Source organism: Clostridium sp. Marseille-Q2269, assembly GCF_943736985.1.
Classification (GTDB): domain Bacteria; phylum Bacillota; class Clostridia; order Clostridiales; family Clostridiaceae; genus Clostridium_F.
Map to the genome: position 1 here is coordinate 69,921 of NZ_CALSFS010000013.1, position 17,896 is coordinate 87,816.

Sequence of the window (17,896 nt, forward strand, 5' to 3'; positions counted from 1 at the left end):
AAAATTTCAACAGGGAAATTCATGAAATGAAAAATAAGGGATATAATTTATTAACTATGAAAAGTGCATTAAAGCTAGATAATCAACGGGATAAGCTTTAATACTACAAATATAAATATATGGGAATTCCAGTAAAAATGAAATTTTTACTGGAATTTTAATTCATTGATACTATTAAATTACAAATTAAATTGACAAAAATAAAACGATATGATAATCTGTCTTTGACAGAAAAACTTATTATATGATACTATATTCCATCATGCTATATTTAAACAGTTATTTTAATATTATTCTACCAATAAGTTGATAAATTTAACGAATCCGAGGTGTAGTTATGGGACTTTATAATGTTACTATAGGTGAGTATCTTAAAAAAACTTGTAGAAAATTCCCTAATGATGTTGCTATTCAGTCTTTAGAAGTACCTGATGGTATTTTATGGAGTGAATTAGATCAAATTACAGATGATATAGCTAAAGGCATGATTGTATTAGGACTTAAAAAGAAAGATAAGTTAGTTCTTTGGGGTTCCAATAAAAAGGAATGGATTTACATATTTTTAGCTGCAAGTAAAATAGGCGTATGTACAGTTACTTTGAATACTAATTACTTGCTACAAGAAGTTGAAAAAATTTTACAAATGGCTGATGCGAAAGCTATAGCCTTTATGGAATCATTTCACAATACAAGTTATATAGACATTATTGAAGAAATTAAAGAGAGATATGACAAAGGATTATCTAAAATACCACAAATAATGAAGTATTTTATCTATTTTGGAGAAAAAAATCGACCAGAATATACAGGAATAGAACATTTAATCTCTTTAGGCAAAAAATTAGAAGAAGATAAATTTATTTCAACTTGCAATGAAATAAAACCAGATGAAGTTGTTAATATTCAATTTACATCAGGGACTACCAGTTCTCCGAAAGGTGTTATGTTAACACATTATTCTCTTGTAAACAATTCATTTATAACTGGTGAGGCTTTAGATATTACAAATAAAGACAAGCTATGTTTAGTTGTTCCATTTTTCCACTGCTTTGGATTAACAGTAGGAATACTTTTATCTATAGGTAGAGGATGTTCCATGGCCTTAGTAGAATCTTATAAAATAGCTCCACTTATAAATACTATAGATACATTTAAATGTACAGTTCTACATGGCGTTCCTACAATGTTTTGTAGAATATTGGAGGATGACGGCACGAATATAAACGTTTTCAATACCGTAAGAACTGGAATATTAGCAGGAGCAAATACTACAGACGAGCTACTGGATGGAATTATAAAAAAGTTAAATATAAGAGATATTCAAGTGGCGTATGGACAAACGGAGACTTCTCCTGGATGTACTCAAACTTTAAAGAAAGATTCCATTGATAAAAAATATAATAGTGTTGGTAAGCCTTTACCCTATGTGGAAATGAAGGTTATTGATATAAATACAAAAAAAGACTTGCCCGTAAATAATGTTGGCGAAATATGTGTTCGAGGATTTAACGTTATGAAAGGCTACTACAAAAATGATGTATTAACTAGAAAAACCATAGATAGACAAGGCTGGCTTCATACTGGGGACCTAGGATTTGTAGATGAAGAAGGTTATTATCATATAACTAGTAGGATAAAAGATATAATTATAAGAGGTGGAGAAAATATAAATCCTCATGAAATTGAGGAAAAATTATTATGTCATCCTGAAGTTTCAGAGGTAGAAGTTATAGGTGTTCCAGATAAAACATATGGTGAAGAAATAGTAGCATGTATAATTCTTAAACCAGAAAGTTGTCTAACAGAAAAAGAAATAAAAACATATGTTTGTGAAAATTTAGCTCATTATAAGGTTCCCAAATACATAGAATTTTATGATGAGTTTCCTTTAACAGATACAGGAAAAATAAAAAGGTATGAACTACAAAAATGTTTTGAAAGAAAATTTGAATTAAGACAATCTATTTAAATTAATAATAAATTCTATTAATAAAAATCTATTTAAGGAGGCTTTTTTTATGGAAAACAATACAAATATGTTTAGTGGAGTAAAGGTTATCGAGTTAGCAAATTTCATAGCTGCTCCAGCAGCAGGTAGATTCTTCGCTGATGGTGGTGCAGAGGTAATAAAAATTGAATCACCTGCAGGCGATCCTTTAAGATATACAGCTCCATCAGAAGGAAGACCATTACTTGAAAATGAAAATACTACTTATGATTTAGAAAATGCAAACAAAAAAGCAGTAGTTGTAAATCTTAAGAGTGAAAAGGGTAAGAAGATTTTACATGAAATGTTACAAGGAGCAGATATATTATTAACTAACTGGAGAACTAAAGCTTTAGTTAAACAAGGATTAGATTATGAAACATTGAAAGAAAAATACCCTAAATTAGTTTATGCACAAATAACTGGTTACGGTGAAAAAGGTCCTGATAAAGATCTTCCAGGTTTTGATTATACTTCATTCTTTGCTAGAGGTGGTATTTCAGGTACTATTTATGAGAAAGGAACTGTGCCTCCAAATGTTGTTCCAGGTCTTGGAGATCACCAAGCTGGTATGTTCTTAGCAGCAGGTATGGCAGGAGCTTTATATAAAGCAAAAACAACAGGAAAAGGAGATAAGGTAACAGTAAGTCTAATGCATAGCGCTATGTATACATTAGGTATTATGATACAAGCTGCTCAATATCCAGATCATGGTTTAGTATATCCAATAAACCGTGAAGAAACTCCTAATCCATTTATAGTTTCATATAAATCCAAAGATGATTACTTTGTTCAAGTTTGTATGCCACCATATGATGTTTTCTATGATAGATTTATGACTGCTTTAGGTAGAGAAGATTTAGTTGGAGATGAAAGATATAACAAGATAGCAAATCTAAAAGATGGCGGTGCTAAAGAAGTAAGCAAGATAATAAAAGATCAAATGATTACAAAGACAAAAGATGAATGGGATAAGATATTTAGAGAAGCGGACATTCCATTTGCTATTGCACAGACTTGGGAAGATATATTAGAAGATGAACAAGCTTGGGAAAATGATTATTTATATAAGATGAAATATCCAACAGGCAATGAAAGAGCTTTAGTAAGACTTCCAGTATTCTTTAAAGAAGCAGGATTACCAGAATATAATCAAGCACCATTAATAGCAGAAAACACAGCAGAAGTTTTAAAAAATATGGGATACACAGAAGAACAAATTAAAGAATTAGAAGCAAATAAAGACATTATGCTAAGGGAAGAAAAATAATGAAAGATATTTATACTTTAGGTGTAGATATAGGTTCAACTGCTTCAAAAACAGTAATATTAAAAAACGGAAAAGAAATAGTAAGTCAAGCAGTAATAGATGTAGGGGCTGGAACAAGTGGCCCCAAGAGAGCTATAGATTCTGTGCTAAAGGAATCAAAATTATCCATTGAAGATTTAGACTATGTTGTATCTACTGGATATGGAAGAAATAGTTTGGAATTTGCTAATAAACAAATTTCGGAGTTAAGTTGTCATGCAAAGGGTGTCTATTTTGATAATAATAAAGCTAGAACAGTTATTGATATAGGCGGACAAGACATTAAAGTATTAAAACTAGCTAATAATGGAAGACTTTTAAATTTTATAATGAATGATAAATGTGCTGCAGGAACAGGAAGATTTTTAGATGTAATGTCTAGAGTAATAGAAATTCCAGTTGATGAATTAGGAAAAAGAGCATTGGAAAGTAATAACCCTTGTACTATTAGTTCTACTTGTACAGTATTTGCAGAATCAGAAGTAATTTCTCAACTTTCAAGAGGAGTTAAAACTGAAGATTTAATAGCGGGTATTTGCAAATCTGTTGCATCAAGAGTTGCTAGTCTTGCTAAAAGAAATGGCATTGAAGAACTAGTAGTTATGAGTGGAGGCGTAGCTAAGAATATAGGTGTAGTAAAAGCAATGGAAGTTGAATTGGGTAAGGAAATTTATATATCTAAAAATTCCCAATTAAATGGAGCATTAGGAGCAAGTCTATACGCTTATGAAAGTTTTCAAAAAGAAAGGAGCTAAAAACATGAGTGATAGAAATAAGGAAGTAAAAGAAAAAAAAGCAAAGCATTACCTTAGGGAAATCGTTGCTAAACATTATGAAGAGGCTCTTGAAGCTAAGAAAAATGGAGAAAAAGTTGGATGGTGTGCATCTAATTTCCCACAAGAAATAGCTACAACATTAGGGGTAAAAGTTGTTTATCCAGAAAATCATGCAGCAGCTGTAGCAGCTAGAGGAAATGGACAAAATATGTGTGAACATGCTGAAGCTATGGGATTTTCTAATGACGTATGTGGTTATGCAAGAGTAAACTTAGCTGTTATGGATATAGGTCATAGCGAAGATCAACCAATACCTATGCCAGATTTTGTACTTTGCTGTAACAATATCTGTAACCAAATGATTAAATGGTATGAACATATAGCTAAGACTTTAAACATACCAATGATTCTTATAGATATACCATACAATACAGAGGACACTATTTCAAAAGATAGAGTTAAATATATTAGAGCTCAATTTGATAATGCAATAAAACAACTAGAAGAAATAACAGGCAAAAAATGGGATGATAAGAGATTTGAAGAAGTAATGAAGATATCTCAAGAAAGTGCAAAACAATGGTTAAGAGCAGCATCCTATGCAAAATATAAACCATCACCATTTAGTGGGTTTGATTTATTTAATCATATGGCAGTGGCTGTCTGTGCAAGGGGTACACAAGAAGCTGCAGATGCATTTAAAATGTTAGCAGATGAATATGAAGAAAATGTAAGAACTGGCAAATCCACTTATAGAGGGGAAGAAAAACAACGTATATTATTTGAAGGAATTGCTTGTTGGCCATATTTAAGACATAAATTAACTAAACTTAGTGAGTATGGAATGAACGTAACAGCAACTGTTTATGCTGAAGCATTTGGTGTTATATATGAAAATACAGATGAATTAATGGCTGCGTATAATAAAGTTCCTAATTCAATTAATTTTGAAAATGCATTGAAGATGAGATTAAATGCTGTTACAAGCACTAATACAGAAGGTGCTGTGATTCATATAAATAGAAGCTGTAAACTATGGAGTGGATTTTTATATGAACTAGGAAGAAGATTAGAAAAGGAAACTGGAATTCCTATAGTATCATTTGATGGCGACCAAGCAGATCCAAGAAACTTCTCAGAGGCACAATATGATACTAGAATTCAAGGGCTGGATGAAGTAATGGTTGCTAAAAAGGAGGCTGAATAATATGTCAAATCCAGATAGATTCTTTAATGAGTTTAAGGATGTAGCGGAACATCCTAAGAAATATATAATGAAACATATGGAAGAAACTGGACAAAAGGCTATAGGATGTATGCCATTATATACTCCTGAAGAACTTATATTAGCTGCTGGAATGTTCCCAGTAGGTATATGGGGAAGCAATGTAGAACTTTCAAAAGCTAAAACATATTTTCCAGCTTTTATTTGTTCAATATTACAAACAACACTAGAAAGTGCATTAAATGGAGAATATGATATGTTATCAGGAATGATGATAACAAATTATTGTGATTCATTAAAATGTATGGGTCAAAATTTTAAACTAACTGTTGAAAATATAGATTTTATTCCAGTAACAGTTCCACAAAATAGAAAAATGGAAGCTGGAAAAGAATTCTTAAAGAGTCAATATAAAATGAATATTGAACAGCTAGAAAAGATATCTGGAAATAAAATAACAGATGAATCCTTAGAAAAAGCTATAGAAATATATGATGAGCATAGAAAAGCTATGAACGATTTTTCTTTGTTGGCATCAAAATATCCAAATGTAATAACACCAACTAAACGTAATTATGTTATGAAATCTGCTTATTATATGGATAAAAAAGATCATACTGAAAAAGTTAAACAATTAATGGATGAGATTAAAGCTACAGAGCCAACTGAATTTAAAGGAAAAAGAATTATAACTACAGGTATAATAGCAGATTCAGAAGATTTGCTTAAAATATTAGAAGAAAATAATATGGCTGTAGTTGGAGATGATGTAGCACATGAATCTAGACAATATAGAACATTGACACCAGAGGCAGGTAACCCAATGGATAGATTAGCAGAGCAATTTGCTAATAGAGAGTGTAGTACTCTATATGATCCAGAAAGAAAAAGAGGTCAAAATATAGTACAAATGGCTAAGGATAGAAATGCAGATGGAATCATATTCTTTATGACAAAATTCTGTGATCCAGAGGAATTTGATTATCCACAAATGAAGAAAGACTTTGAAGAAGCAGGTATTCCACATGTTGTAATAGAAACTGATATGCAAATGAAAAATTATGAACAAGCTAGAACTGCAATTCAGGCTTTTGGAGAAACACTTTAATAAAGATTTTCAATATTCACTGTGAACTTTATTAATTGAAGCATTGATTTCTTTTCACTAATATATTATTAAAATTTATACAAGGTGCATGGAAAGAAATCAATGTTTATATAAATTATCAAATTCATTAATATATTAGGAGGGATATAATGTTTTTCACAGAACAACATGAACTTATTAGAAAATTAGCAAGAGATTTTGCAGAGCAGGAAATAGAGCCTATTGCAGATGAAGTAGATAAAACTGCTGAATTCCCTAAAGAAATTGTGAAAAAAATGGCCGATAATGGTTTCTTCGGAATAAAAATGCCTAAAGAATATGGTGGTGCTGGAGCAGATAATAGAGCCTATGTAACTATAATGGAAGAAATATCAAGGGCATCTGGTGTAGCTGGTATATATTTATCATCACCAAATTCATTGCTTGGAACACCATTCTTATTAGTTGGTACAGAAGAACAAAAAGAAAAATATTTAAAACCAATGATTAAAGGAGAAAAAACATTAGCGTTCGCTCTAACAGAACCAGGTGCAGGTTCAGATGCAGGAGCACTTGCAACAACTGCTAGAGAAGAAGGCGATTATTATATATTAAATGGAAGAAAAACTTTTATTACTGGAGCACCAATATCTGATAATATTATAGTATTTGCAAAAACAGATATGAGTAAAGGCACAAAAGGAATTACTACATTTATAGTAGATAGTAAACAAGAAGGAGTGTCCTTTGGTAAACCTGAAGATAAGATGGGTATGATTGGTTGTCCTACTAGTGATATTATTTTAGAAAATGTAAAAGTCCATAAATCTGATATACTTGGAGAAGTAAATAAAGGATTTATAACAGCAATGAAGACTTTAAGTGTAGGTCGTATAGGAGTAGCTTCTCAAGCTATAGGATTAGCTCAAGCTGCTGTAGATGAAGCAGTAAAATATGCAAAACAAAGAAAGCAATTTAATCGACCTATTGCAAAATTCCAAGGAATTCAGTTTAAATTAGCTGATATGGAAACAAAATTAAATGCAGCAAAATTGTTGGTATATAATGCTGCATATAAAATGGATTGTGGTGAAAAGGCAGATAAAGAAGCATCTATGGCAAAATATTTTGCTGCAGAAGCTGCTATACAAATAGTAAATGATGCACTACAAATTCATGGTGGTTATGGATACATAAAAGATTATAAAATAGAAAGATTATACAGAGATGTTAGAGTAATTGCTATATATGAAGGAACTTCTCAAGTTCAGCAAATGGTAATCGCATCAAATCTTTTAAAGTAAGGAGTGGAGAAATTGAAGATAGTTGTATGTGTAAAACAAGTACCAGATACTAATGAAGTAAAGATAGATCCTGTAAAAGGAACTCTTATTCGTGAAGGTGTACCTGCAATATTAAATCCAGATGATGCTAATGCACTAGAAGAAGCTTTAAAATTAAAAGATAAATACGAGGATGTAAAGGTTACCGTTATTACAATGGGAATACCATCTTCTTCATATATGTTAAGAGAATGTTTAGCAATGGGAGCTGATGAAGCTATATTAGTAACAGATAGAGCTTTTGCAGGAGCAGATACCTGGGCAACATCTAATGCCTTAGCTTCAGCTTTAAGAAAAATTGGCGATTATGATTTAATATTCGCTGGAAGACAAGCTATAGATGGAGATACAGCTCAAGTTGGCCCACAAATAGCAGAAAGACTTAATATACCACAAGTAACTTATGCTATGGGCTTTGAGTATAACAAAGAAGATAATACTCTAATTGTAGACAGACAATTAGAAGATGGTTATGAAAGATTACAAATTAAATCTATGCCAGCATTGATTACTGCTATTAGTGAACTAAACAAACCTCGCTACATGACAGTTGGAGGTATAGTAGATGCATATAAAAAAGATATTAAGATATTTACAATTAAAGATTTAGATGTTACTCCAGATGAGGTAGGTTTAAATGCTTCTCCAACTTCAGTATTTAGATCTTTTGCACCAGATAAAAAATCAAAAGGCGTTATATTAGAAGGAACAGCTAAAGAAAAAGTAGAAAAATTAGTATCAGCACTTCAATCTAAACACTATATTTAAGTTTTGGGAGGTTTATTATGGCTATCAAGATTATAAAAGAAAAATGTAAAGCATGTGGTATATGTGAAAAACAATGCCCATTTGATGCTATTCATGTAATTAACGGATTAGCAGAAGTAAATGAAAAATGTACAATATGTGGAGCCTGCGTAGAAGCTTGCCCATTTGATGCAATAGAAAAAGAAGAAAAGAAAGTTGTGAAAAAAGATATCAGTGATTATAAAGGCGTATGGGTATATGCAGAGCAAAGACAAGGAGAACTTACTCCAGTTGTAATAGAATTATTAGGAGAAGGTAAAAAATTAGCTAATGAAATAGGCACAGATTTATCTGCAATTTTATTAGGAGATAATGTGGCTGAGTTATCAAAGGAATTAATAAAGTACGGAGCAGATAAAGTATATGTAGCCAATGATAAAAAGCTAGAAAATTATACAACAGATGCGTATACAACAGTAATTTCAAATGCTATAAATGAATACAAGCCAGAATCAGTTTTATTTGGTGCAACTCATATTGGAAGAGATTTAGCTCCTAGAATTGCAGCAAGGGTTGATACTGGACTTACAGCGGACTGTACTAAATTAGAAATAGATCCTGAACAGAAAAACGTAAAACAAACTAGACCTGCTTTTGGTGGAAATCTAATGGCAACTATAGTATGCAAAAACCACAGACCACAAATGTCTACAGTAAGACCTGGTGTTATGGAAAAAGCAAAATATGATGAAGGTAATAAAGGGGAAATAATAGATATAAAGGTAACACTAAGCGAAGATGAAATAAGAACCAAAGTTCTGGAAATAATTAAATCTTCTAAAAAGCAAGTTTCTTTAGTTGATGCAGAGTTTATTGTATCTGGTGGTAAAGGACTTGGAAATCCAGATGGATTTAAATTACTACAAGAATTAGCTGATTTGTTAGGTGGAGTAGTTGGTAGCAGTCGTGCAGCAGTTGATATAGGATGGATAGATCATTCACATCAAGTTGGACAAACTGGAACTACAGTAAAACCTGTTATTTATGTTGCATGTGGTATATCAGGAGCTATTCAACACGTTGCTGGTATGTCAAATTCTGATATAACAATAGCTATTAATAAAGATGAAAATGCTCCAATATTTGAACTTGCAGACTATGGAATTGTTGGAGATTTATATGACATAGTTCCAATATTAATAGAAGAAGTGAAAAAAATTAAAAAGGCTAATTAATTACATCAATAATAAGAAGCAAAATGAGTTTTCCCTCATTTTGTTTCTTATATACTTTATATGTAATAGTTAAAAAAATAATAATATTTATTAATTATTATAATAATTTCAAATTTGGCCTATATGTAATATACCTAAATAAACTTATAGATCATGACATATTGGTTTATATAAAATATAAATTTTGAAAGGAGAAGATAAAATGTCAGCAGATAAAAAAAATATAACAGCAGGAACAAAGCAGAAAAAATCAGGTATTCCAATATATCTAGGAATCGCTAGCGTATGGTTTGGAGCACATTGTGGACCAGGGATAGCTTCAGGTAAACAAACGGCTGTTTTTTATAGCGAATTTGGCAAATGGGCATTTATAACTCCTATCATTGCAATGATATTAATGGGACTTTGTATTTATTATTCTGTGGAATATGCTCGTCTAACAAATGCCAAAAATTTTAGAGAATTAACAGATAACTTATTTCATCCATATGAAAAAGTGTTTTCTACATTCTTTGAGATTACATTTATAGCAACTGTTCTTATGGTTGTAGGTGGATGTATAGCAACAGGAGCGGCTGTTTTAAATGAGTATGTTGGTCTTCCAATACTTGTAGGAAGTATAATACTAGTAGTAATTACTATATTATTATCAATGTATGGTGCTAATTTAGTTCGTTCTTCATCAACCGTTATGACTGTATTCATTATAGCTTGTTTAGTAGCTATGGTAGTGGTTGGATTGTTTTCTACAAAAGGTGATTTTTCTGGTAATTGGTCAGCTAAGTCATTTAGTGATGTTTCACCAATGAAAGCTATAATAATGGCTATAGTTTATACTGGCTTTCAGTCAGCTGGAAATATTGCAAATGCTATATCTGTTTGTGGGGGGATAGAAAGCAAAAAGGAATCTAGAAAAGCAGCTATTTTAGGTACTGTATTAAATACATTACTTATTTTAGGAATCGTATTTTTATTATTTGCATACCCAGATTCAGTAAAGAAAACTTTACCAAACTATTTTGTAGCAGATAAAGTTGGATCTTCTGTATTATTATTTTCATATGTAGTAATGGTATTACTAGCAGTTATGAGCACCAATGTTTCTTTTTCATTTTCCGTGGTTGCACGATATGGAGAAAAGCTTCCTATGAAACCAGGAATAAAAAGAGATTTTGCTATAACATTAATTTTAATGATACTTTGCGTAGTAGTATCTGCTTTAGGGCTAGATGCTATTGTAAGTAAAGGATATAAATATTTAGGATATGCTTGTATATTCGTAGTAGTTATTCCAATAATATTAATTGGATATAAGAAAACAAGACGATTATATAAAGCTGAAAGCAAGAGTGAATTTAAAATGTAAAAATAGACTTATTAAAGTCTGTTCTATATGTATTTGATATGAATAATGTGCCTTATTATATTTGACAAATTAAACCCTTATCGTATAAAATATGACAGTGCTAAAGCAATATTTATATATTAGTTTAATATTAAATTAACAATGTCATAAATAATCTGTAATATTATTAATTTAATATAAAGACAATAAAGCTATGATAATGTTAAAATATCATTTGATATTAGATAAAAGCGTAATATTTATAAACTATAACATCTGTTTAGAAATACTTGAATTCATGAGTGAAATAGCGTATAACAGTAATAACATATAATATTAGATATAACCATTTGAATAATAAAAATTTAACAAAAAAAAGTTTCTAAACTTGTATTTTATACTATAATTATGGAATATATTATTTATATTGACAAATAATAAACAATATGATAGGCTGAATTTGGTAGAAAATTATGAAAAAGACAACTTAATATATGGGGGGTATAATTATGAAAATTTTAGCTTACTGTGTTAGACCTGATGAGGTAGACTCATTTAAGAAATTTTCTGAAAAGTATGGACATACTGTTGATTTGATATCAGATTCTTTTGGTCCTAATGTAGCTCATTTAGCTAAAGGATACGATGGTATCTCTATTTTAGGAAATGATACTGCCAATAGAGAAGCATTAGAAAAAATCAAGGATTGTGGTATAAAATATTTAGCCACTAGAACTGCTGGAGTAAACAATATAGATTTTGAAGCTGCTAAAGAATTTGGTATAAATGTAGCTAATGTTCCAGCTTATTCTCCTAATTCAGTTTCTGAATTAACAGTAGGTGTTGCTTTATGCCTAACAAGAAAAATACCATTTGCATTAAAGAGAGTAGAGCTTAATAACTTTGCATTAAATGGATTAATAGGTGTAGAATTAAGAAACCTAACTTTAGGAATCATAGGAACAGGAAGAATAGGATTAAAAGTAATTGAAGGTTTTTCAGGGTTTGGTATGAAAAAAATGATAGGTTATGATATCTTTGAAAATGAAAAAGCTAAAGAATACATTGAATATAAATCTTTAGATGAAATATATAAAGAAGCAGATATAATAACATTACACACACCTCTAACAGATGATAATTATCATATGATAGGAAAAGAAGCTATTGCTAAAATGAAGGATGGTGTTTTCATAATTAATGCAGCACGTGGAGCGTTAATTGATAGTGAAGCTTTAATAGATGGCTTAAAATCAGGTAAAATAGCAGGAGCTGCTTTAGATTCTTATGAATTCGAACAAGGAGTTTTCCATAATAATAAAATGAATGAAATCATGAGAGATGATACATTAGAAAGACTTAAGAGTTTCCCGAATGTGGTTATCACTCCTCATTTAGGATTTTATACAGATGAAGCTGTATCAAATATGGTAGAAATTACTCTTATGAATTTACAAGAGTTTGAATTAAAAGGAACTTGTAAAAATCAAAGAATGTCTAAATAATCCATAGAAAACGTTTTCAAACAGCTTGTGAATTAGCTTGCTTGGAAAACGTTTTCAATAATTAAAAAATTAATTTACTTTGTTTATACTATCACTAGTTTTCAAAACATGCATCACACTATCTAAACTAGTATCTACTATATTTTGAACTGCAGTAGTGGTGAAGAATCCAACATGGTGAGATACTAAAACTTGATCCATTTTTAATAACTTATCTAGTTGAGGATCAGGAATTTTAGTTGGATCTACTATTTTATTTAAGAATAATCCTTCATTTTCAAAAGTATCCAGAGCAGCTCCTGCTATTTTCTTTTCTTCTAAAGCTTCAATAAGATCTTCTGTATTGATAATTCCACCACGACCAGTATTTACTATAAAGGCATCAGATTTCATATATTTTAAATTATCTTTGTTTATCATATGTTTTGTGCTTTTAAGTAGAGGGGTGTGCAGAGTTATAACATCAGCTTCTTTTAATACATCTTCTAATGATTCTTTATAAGTAAGAAGATTATCCTCTTCTAATTTTTTATCAGGATAAGCATCATAAGCTATAACATTAGCTCCCAAACCTTTAAAAAGCTTTGCAGATGTTCTACCTATCTTACCAGTACCAACTACACCAACTGTTATAGATCTGACTTCTCTAGCTATAAGATCAGCTGACCAACGATAGTCACCAAAAGCTATTCTTTTATTAATGGCCTTTATGTTTCTAAGTAAATTCATTGTGTGAGTTACGGCCAGTTCTGCAATAGCATTTGGAGAATAAGCAGGAACATTAGTTACAATAATATTGTAAGCTGAAGCCATTTTTAGATCAATCATATCAACACCGGCAGTTCTTGAAGCTATTTGGTTGATGCCATACTGTTTAAGACAGGAATAAACAGTTTCTCCACCTAGACTATTTGTTTGTTGAATTGCAATTCCATCATATCCTTTTGCTTTAGATACAGTATCTTCGGAAAGAGCTCCATCATATAGGTCAATCTGCACTTCAGGGTTAGCTTCTAGCCATTTCTTAACAGCTGGCTTTTCGTGCTCACGCACACTATACATTAATATTTTCATAATAAATTTACCCCCTTAATAAATTACATATATTTTAAACATAAAAGTTTATCAGAACAGATTAGCGCAAAAGCATAAGAGGAATGTTAATTTTTTGTCTTGAAAAGTTAGAGTCCTATAGTATATATAAATATGAACATAGCTTAGATAATATGACTCTTATACGCTATAAATATATTATTGTAGTTTAAAACATATATAATGACATAAATGAATTATATAAAATGGATGGGAGTATAATAAAAATTACATGTTTATATGGATAGTATTATAATTATAGATGGGAATGGAATTTAAATAGGATGATTACTTCACATTGAAGAAATCATCCTATGTTTTGTAAAGTTAAAATAAATTATTAAAAATAATGAGTATTTAAATTAATAATCCCATAGCTATTAAATCGTTGTACACTCCATCATTAAATGATTCTTTTTTTAATATACCTTCTTTTTCAAATCCAAATTTTTCGTAAAGTTTTATAGCTGTAGGATTATTTTCATTAAGTAAAAAGATTTATTTTTTTAGTTACACCATTTGATTTTGCCCAGTTTATAAGACAATCCATGAGTTCTGTACCTAGGCCTAGTACCCAAAAATCTTTGCTTATAACTATTCCAAAGGTTCCCACGTGTTTACCTTTTTCCTTATATGTAGATTCTATTGATACTATACTTATTATTTTATTTCCATTTAGGGCTAATAGTATTATTGAATTATTCTGTTGATTAGTTAATTCTATTGATTCTTCATAATCTTTTAAAGGAATCTTAAACTCATCTTTGCTAAAGGAGAGAAAATCTGTTTCTCCGCCTACTAAGTTATAGAAATTGATCATAGACTGGGCATCTTCTTTTTTAGCTTTTCTTATGGTTATTTCTTTCCCATTTTTTAAAATTACATTTTTCATATGCTTAATCTCCTTTTAAATTGAAATTATTTTTATTTAATATGAACATTGATTCCTCAAAACTTATTAATATATAAACGTTTTAATAATAAAATATTACCCCTAAAAACGTAAGAGCATTCAACACTAAAAGACAACAAAAGATAAAATTCTTAAAATTTTAATAACTATTTAAAAAAATGTATATTTTAACTAAGATTATTTATATAATATATGTACAGTTTATAAAATGAGCATAAATAATTTTCTATCTTTAGTATGTAATTTGTTATGTTGTAAATAATTTTACACTTATTTATAATATAATTTATTGTGAAATAAAATTAGTTTATAAAAATTTTATAGGAAAATCTATTGATACTATTAAAAAAAGTTATATAATTAAATTAAGAGAAAAATGACTTTAAGTCAATAATTTAGTTGGGAGGACTTAAAATGGTTCTAAAATCTAAGATTAAATCTACTTATGGTGGAAAGTTTTTAGAAAAAAAACTATTAAAAGAAAAAAATTTATATGAATCAGCGTATGAACTTTTTATAACAAAGGGCATAAAAGATACTTCTATAGATGATATAGTAAAAAAAGCAGGGGTAGCTAAGGGGACTTTTTATCTATATTTTAACAATAAATATGATATTATTGATAGGATAATTATAAAAAAAAGTTTGAGTATAATTAAGGAAGCACTGAAATATACTATGACTGAAAGCAAGGGCGATTTTATAGAATCTGTACTTTGTTTTACAGATTATATAATAGAATATCTAAAAAATAATAAAAGATTGTTAAAGCTTATACATAAAAATTTATCCTGGGGTATATTTAGGAAGGCGTTATTAAATTCTAGTCAAACAAAGGAAATTACAGATATAAGAAATATATTTAAGCATATAATAATGGAACAACATTTAGATGAAAAAGAATTTGAAAAAAGATTATTTATGATTATAGAATTAACGGGTACAGTTTGTTATAGCTCTATAATATTAGAAGAACCTTATCCTATAGAGGAGATGAAAGCATCTCTATTTGATGTTATAAGAAAGATAATACAGCCTCTAACCCAAAAGAATTTATAGGATAAAACTATCTGAAACATGGAATAAAATGTAACAAAATAGGAGCCGTTTCTATTGATTAGGCATGAATATTTTGTTATAATATATTAAAATAATAAAATCATGTGAGATTTAAACTGGTAATATAAAGAAGTACATCCCCTTTATTTGGGAATTATGTTCTTTTTGACTGGTTATAAATCCTAAATAAAGGAGGATGTAATACAATGGCAGATAAGACTTTAACATGTGAAGATTGTGGAAAAGAATTTGTATTTACTGAAGGAGAACAAGAATTCTACAAAGAAAAAGGATTCGAAAATGAACCAAAAAGATGTCCAGAATGCAGAAAATCTAGAAAACAAGAAAGAAACAATAGAGGCTTCAGAAGATAATAGAATAATGAGAAAATGGCTGTTGAATTACTTCAACAGCTTTTTATATTAAAATGTAAATAATTACATTGGAGGTATTAATATGAATAAATCTTTAAGTTTAGACCTAAGAAAAGTTAAGTCATATGTAGAGGATCATGAATTACAGTATTTAGAATCAATGATAAAGGAAATGGATAAAAATCTTTCTAGTAAAACAGGTGCAGGAAATAAATTTTTAGGTTGGTTAGATCTGCCAGTAAATTATAATAAAGAGGAATTTGCACGAATAAAAAAATCAGCAGAAAAAATAAAAAATACGTGTGATGTTCTTATTGTTATAGGAATAGGTGGGTCCTATTTAGGAGCAAGAGCTACCATAGAAGCTTTAACTAATACATTTTATAATGATTTAGATAAAAGTGATAGAAAAGCTCCACAAATATATTTTGCAGGTAACAACATAAGTTCTACTTACATGGCTGATTTATTACAATTAGTTAAAGGTAAGGATATATGTGTAAATGTAATTTCTAAATCAGGTACAACTACAGAACCAGCTATAGCTTTTAGAATATTTAAAGAATTATTAGAAAAGAAATATGGAAAAGAAGGAGCAAAGGAAAGAATATTTGCTACTACAGATGGAGCTAAAGGTGCACTAAGAACTTTAGCTGATTCAGAAGGATATGAAACATTTATAATACCAGATGATGTAGGAGGGAGATTCTCAGTTCTAACTCCAGTTGGGTTATTACCTATAGCTGTATCAGGAATAGACATAGATGAAATAATGAAAGGTGCAGCAGCAGCCAGAGAAGAATATTCTTCTAAAAATTTAGAACAAAATGACATATATAGATATGTAGCAGTAAGAAATTCTTTATATAGAAAAGGAAAAACTACAGAAATGTTAGTTAATTTTGAACCATGCTTACATTATTTTGGAGAGTGGTGGAAGCAACTATATGGAGAAAGTGAAGGAAAAGATGGAAAGGGAATATTCCCAGCAGCAGCAGACTTTTCAACAGATCTACATTCAATGGGACAATATATACAAGATGGTCTAAGAAATATGTTTGAAACATTTATAAATGTAGAAAATCCTAGAAAATCAATTATAATAAAAGAAGATGAAGATAATTTGGATGGTCTTAATTTCTTAGCAGGTAAAGATATGGACTATGTAAATCATCAAGCATCAAGAGGTACAGTTTTAGCTCATAATGATGGGGGAGTTCCATCCATAGTGTTAAATGTACCAGAATTGACAGCTTATTACTTAGGACAATTAATTTATTTCTTTGAAAAGGCTTGTGGAATAAGTGGATATGTATTAGGAGTTAATCCTTTTGATCAACCAGGAGTAGAAGCTTATAAAAAGAATATGTTTGCTCTTTTAGGAAAACCAGGTTATGAAGACATGAAAGCTGCACTAGAAGAAAGCTTTAATTAATAGGATTTTTCTATGAGAATATTAGTAGATGCAGATGCTTGTCCTGGAAGAGATATAATAGAAAAAGTAGCTAAAAAATACAAAATAGATATTATAATGTTTTGTGATATAAATCATGTTTTAAAAAGTAATTATAGTATTATTAAATATGTAGATCATGGTTTTCAAAGTGTGGATATGGCTTTAATAAATGAAGCTAAGAAAGAAGATATAATAATAACACAAGATTTTGGAGTAGCTGCTATGGCACTTGGAAAAAAAGCCAAGGCTATAAATCCCAAAGGATATATATTTAGTGATAGTAATATAGATAGAATGCTATTTGAAAGGCATGTAAGTGGAAAAATGAGAAGGGCAGGTAAAAAAAATAATTCTGGTCCTCGAAAAAGAAATTTTGAAGATGATGTTAGACTAGAAAAAAATCTTATAAAACTAATAATTCAGTAGAAAAAATAACATATAAA

Annotated in this window: 16 protein-coding genes; 14 read left to right on the forward strand and 2 right to left on the reverse strand. The window is 29.7% G+C overall.

The annotated features are described in order from the left end of the window. Positions 1–337 precede the first annotated feature (337 nt). The 10 genes from NGI68_RS13580 (at position 338) to NGI68_RS13625 (ending at position 12,559) form a co-directional block, all read left to right on the forward strand. Positions 338–1,969, forward strand: a complete 1,632-nt coding sequence (locus NGI68_RS13580; protein ID WP_251862009.1) for an AMP-binding protein — start codon at positions 338–340, stop codon at positions 1,967–1,969. A 49-nt stretch (positions 1,970–2,018) separates the two neighbouring features. After that, positions 2,019–3,257 carry a 3-(aryl)acryloyl-CoA:(R)-3-(aryl)lactate CoA-transferase FldA gene (fldA, locus tag NGI68_RS13585; RefSeq protein WP_251862010.1) on the forward strand — a complete coding sequence of 413 codons (1,239 nt, stop codon included), beginning with the start codon at positions 2,019–2,021 and terminating at the stop codon, positions 3,255–3,257. After that, positions 3,257–4,051, forward strand: coding sequence for a phenyllactyl-CoA dehydratase activase FldI (gene fldI, locus NGI68_RS13590; RefSeq protein WP_251862011.1), 795 nt, complete (start codon positions 3,257–3,259; stop codon positions 4,049–4,051). Before fldA ends, fldI begins: the two co-directional genes overlap by 1 nt. A gap of 4 nt (positions 4,052–4,055) precedes the next feature. Beyond that, a complete protein-coding gene (gene fldB / locus NGI68_RS13595; protein ID WP_251862012.1) occupies positions 4,056–5,279 on the forward strand; it encodes a phenyllactyl-CoA dehydratase subunit FldB in 1,224 nt (407 codons plus the stop codon). A gap of 1 nt (position 5,280) precedes the next feature. Then, a complete protein-coding gene (fldC, locus tag NGI68_RS13600) occupies positions 5,281–6,405 on the forward strand; it encodes a phenyllactyl-CoA dehydratase subunit FldC (protein ID WP_251862013.1) in 1,125 nt (374 codons plus the stop codon). 149 nt (positions 6,406–6,554) lie between these two features. Further along, the gene (gene acdA, locus NGI68_RS13605; protein WP_251862014.1) at positions 6,555–7,688 is read left to right on the forward strand and encodes a 3-(aryl)acrylate reductase AcdA; all 1,134 of its coding nucleotides are present in this window, start codon (positions 6,555–6,557) and stop codon (positions 7,686–7,688) included. Positions 7,689–7,700: 12 nt separating this feature from the next. Beyond that, positions 7,701–8,495 (forward strand): electron transfer flavoprotein subunit beta, encoded by a 795-nt coding sequence (etfB, locus tag NGI68_RS13610; protein ID WP_251862015.1) that lies wholly within the window; start codon positions 7,701–7,703, stop codon positions 8,493–8,495. 17 nt (positions 8,496–8,512) lie between these two features. Further along, positions 8,513–9,709, forward strand: a complete 1,197-nt coding sequence (locus tag NGI68_RS13615) for an electron transfer flavoprotein subunit alpha (protein WP_251862016.1) — start codon at positions 8,513–8,515, stop codon at positions 9,707–9,709. Between the two features lie 202 nt (positions 9,710–9,911). Then, positions 9,912–11,075 carry a YkvI family membrane protein gene (locus tag NGI68_RS13620; protein ID WP_251862017.1) on the forward strand — a complete coding sequence of 388 codons (1,164 nt, stop codon included), beginning with the start codon at positions 9,912–9,914 and terminating at the stop codon, positions 11,073–11,075. Between the two features lie 488 nt (positions 11,076–11,563). Further along, complete coding sequence (locus tag NGI68_RS13625) at positions 11,564–12,559, forward strand: D-isomer specific 2-hydroxyacid dehydrogenase family protein (RefSeq protein ID WP_251862018.1); 996 nt, start codon at positions 11,564–11,566, stop codon at positions 12,557–12,559. A gap of 69 nt (positions 12,560–12,628) precedes the next feature. Here NGI68_RS13625 and NGI68_RS13630 read toward each other — a convergent pair whose 3' ends face one another. Together NGI68_RS13630 and NGI68_RS13635 are read right to left on the reverse strand one after the other, a co-directional pair. Next, the gene (locus NGI68_RS13630; protein WP_251862019.1) at positions 12,629–13,633 is read right to left on the reverse strand and encodes a D-2-hydroxyacid dehydrogenase; all 1,005 of its coding nucleotides are present in this window, start codon (positions 13,631–13,633) and stop codon (positions 12,629–12,631) included. A gap of 502 nt (positions 13,634–14,135) precedes the next feature. Beyond that, positions 14,136–14,543: a GNAT family N-acetyltransferase gene (locus NGI68_RS13635; RefSeq protein WP_251862020.1), complete on the reverse strand. Its 408-nt coding sequence runs from the start codon at positions 14,541–14,543 to the stop codon at positions 14,136–14,138. Between the two features lie 435 nt (positions 14,544–14,978). Here NGI68_RS13635 and NGI68_RS13640 point away from each other — a divergent pair, with 435 nt between their 5' ends. The 4 genes from NGI68_RS13640 to NGI68_RS13655 all read left to right on the forward strand — a co-directional run bounded on the left by NGI68_RS13640 (position 14,979) and on the right by NGI68_RS13655 (position 17,879). Then, positions 14,979–15,623, forward strand: coding sequence for a TetR/AcrR family transcriptional regulator (locus NGI68_RS13640; RefSeq protein WP_251862021.1), 645 nt, complete (start codon positions 14,979–14,981; stop codon positions 15,621–15,623). 206 nt (positions 15,624–15,829) lie between these two features. Then, positions 15,830–15,997 carry a zinc-ribbon domain-containing protein gene (locus tag NGI68_RS13645; protein ID WP_251862022.1) on the forward strand — a complete coding sequence of 56 codons (168 nt, stop codon included), beginning with the start codon at positions 15,830–15,832 and terminating at the stop codon, positions 15,995–15,997. Positions 15,998–16,079: 82 nt separating this feature from the next. After that, a complete protein-coding gene (locus tag NGI68_RS13650; RefSeq protein ID WP_251862023.1) occupies positions 16,080–17,432 on the forward strand; it encodes a glucose-6-phosphate isomerase in 1,353 nt (450 codons plus the stop codon). 12 nt (positions 17,433–17,444) lie between these two features. Then, positions 17,445–17,879, forward strand: coding sequence for a YaiI/YqxD family protein (locus NGI68_RS13655; RefSeq protein ID WP_251862024.1), 435 nt, complete (start codon positions 17,445–17,447; stop codon positions 17,877–17,879). Positions 17,880–17,896 lie beyond the last annotated feature (17 nt).

What these genes read in the sequence shown, in the direction of transcription:
- NGI68_RS13580 (WP_251862009.1), top strand. Translation starts at nt 338, where the DNA reads ATGGGACTTTATAATGTTACTATAGGTGAGTATCTTAAAAAAACTTGT.
- fldA (WP_251862010.1), top strand. Translation starts at nt 2,019, where the DNA reads ATGGAAAACAATACAAATATGTTTAGTGGAGTAAAGGTTATCGAGTTA.
- fldI (WP_251862011.1), top strand. Translation starts at nt 3,257, where the DNA reads ATGAAAGATATTTATACTTTAGGTGTAGATATAGGTTCAACTGCTTCA.
- fldB (WP_251862012.1), top strand. Translation starts at nt 4,056, where the DNA reads ATGAGTGATAGAAATAAGGAAGTAAAAGAAAAAAAAGCAAAGCATTAC.
- fldC (WP_251862013.1), top strand. Translation starts at nt 5,281, where the DNA reads ATGTCAAATCCAGATAGATTCTTTAATGAGTTTAAGGATGTAGCGGAA.
- acdA (WP_251862014.1), top strand. Translation starts at nt 6,555, where the DNA reads ATGTTTTTCACAGAACAACATGAACTTATTAGAAAATTAGCAAGAGAT.
- NGI68_RS13615 (WP_251862016.1), top strand. Translation starts at nt 8,513, where the DNA reads ATGGCTATCAAGATTATAAAAGAAAAATGTAAAGCATGTGGTATATGT.
- NGI68_RS13620 (WP_251862017.1), top strand. Translation starts at nt 9,912, where the DNA reads ATGTCAGCAGATAAAAAAAATATAACAGCAGGAACAAAGCAGAAAAAA.
- NGI68_RS13625 (WP_251862018.1), top strand. Translation starts at nt 11,564, where the DNA reads ATGAAAATTTTAGCTTACTGTGTTAGACCTGATGAGGTAGACTCATTT.
- NGI68_RS13630 (WP_251862019.1), bottom strand. Translation starts at nt 13,633, where the DNA reads ATGAAAATATTAATGTATAGTGTGCGTGAGCACGAAAAGCCAGCTGTT.
- NGI68_RS13635 (WP_251862020.1), bottom strand. Translation starts at nt 14,543, where the DNA reads ATGAAAAATGTAATTTTAAAAAATGGGAAAGAAATAACCATAAGAAAA.
- NGI68_RS13640 (WP_251862021.1), top strand. Translation starts at nt 14,979, where the DNA reads ATGGTTCTAAAATCTAAGATTAAATCTACTTATGGTGGAAAGTTTTTA.
- NGI68_RS13645 (WP_251862022.1), top strand. Translation starts at nt 15,830, where the DNA reads ATGGCAGATAAGACTTTAACATGTGAAGATTGTGGAAAAGAATTTGTA.
- NGI68_RS13650 (WP_251862023.1), top strand. Translation starts at nt 16,080, where the DNA reads ATGAATAAATCTTTAAGTTTAGACCTAAGAAAAGTTAAGTCATATGTA.
- NGI68_RS13655 (WP_251862024.1), top strand. Translation starts at nt 17,445, where the DNA reads ATGAGAATATTAGTAGATGCAGATGCTTGTCCTGGAAGAGATATAATA.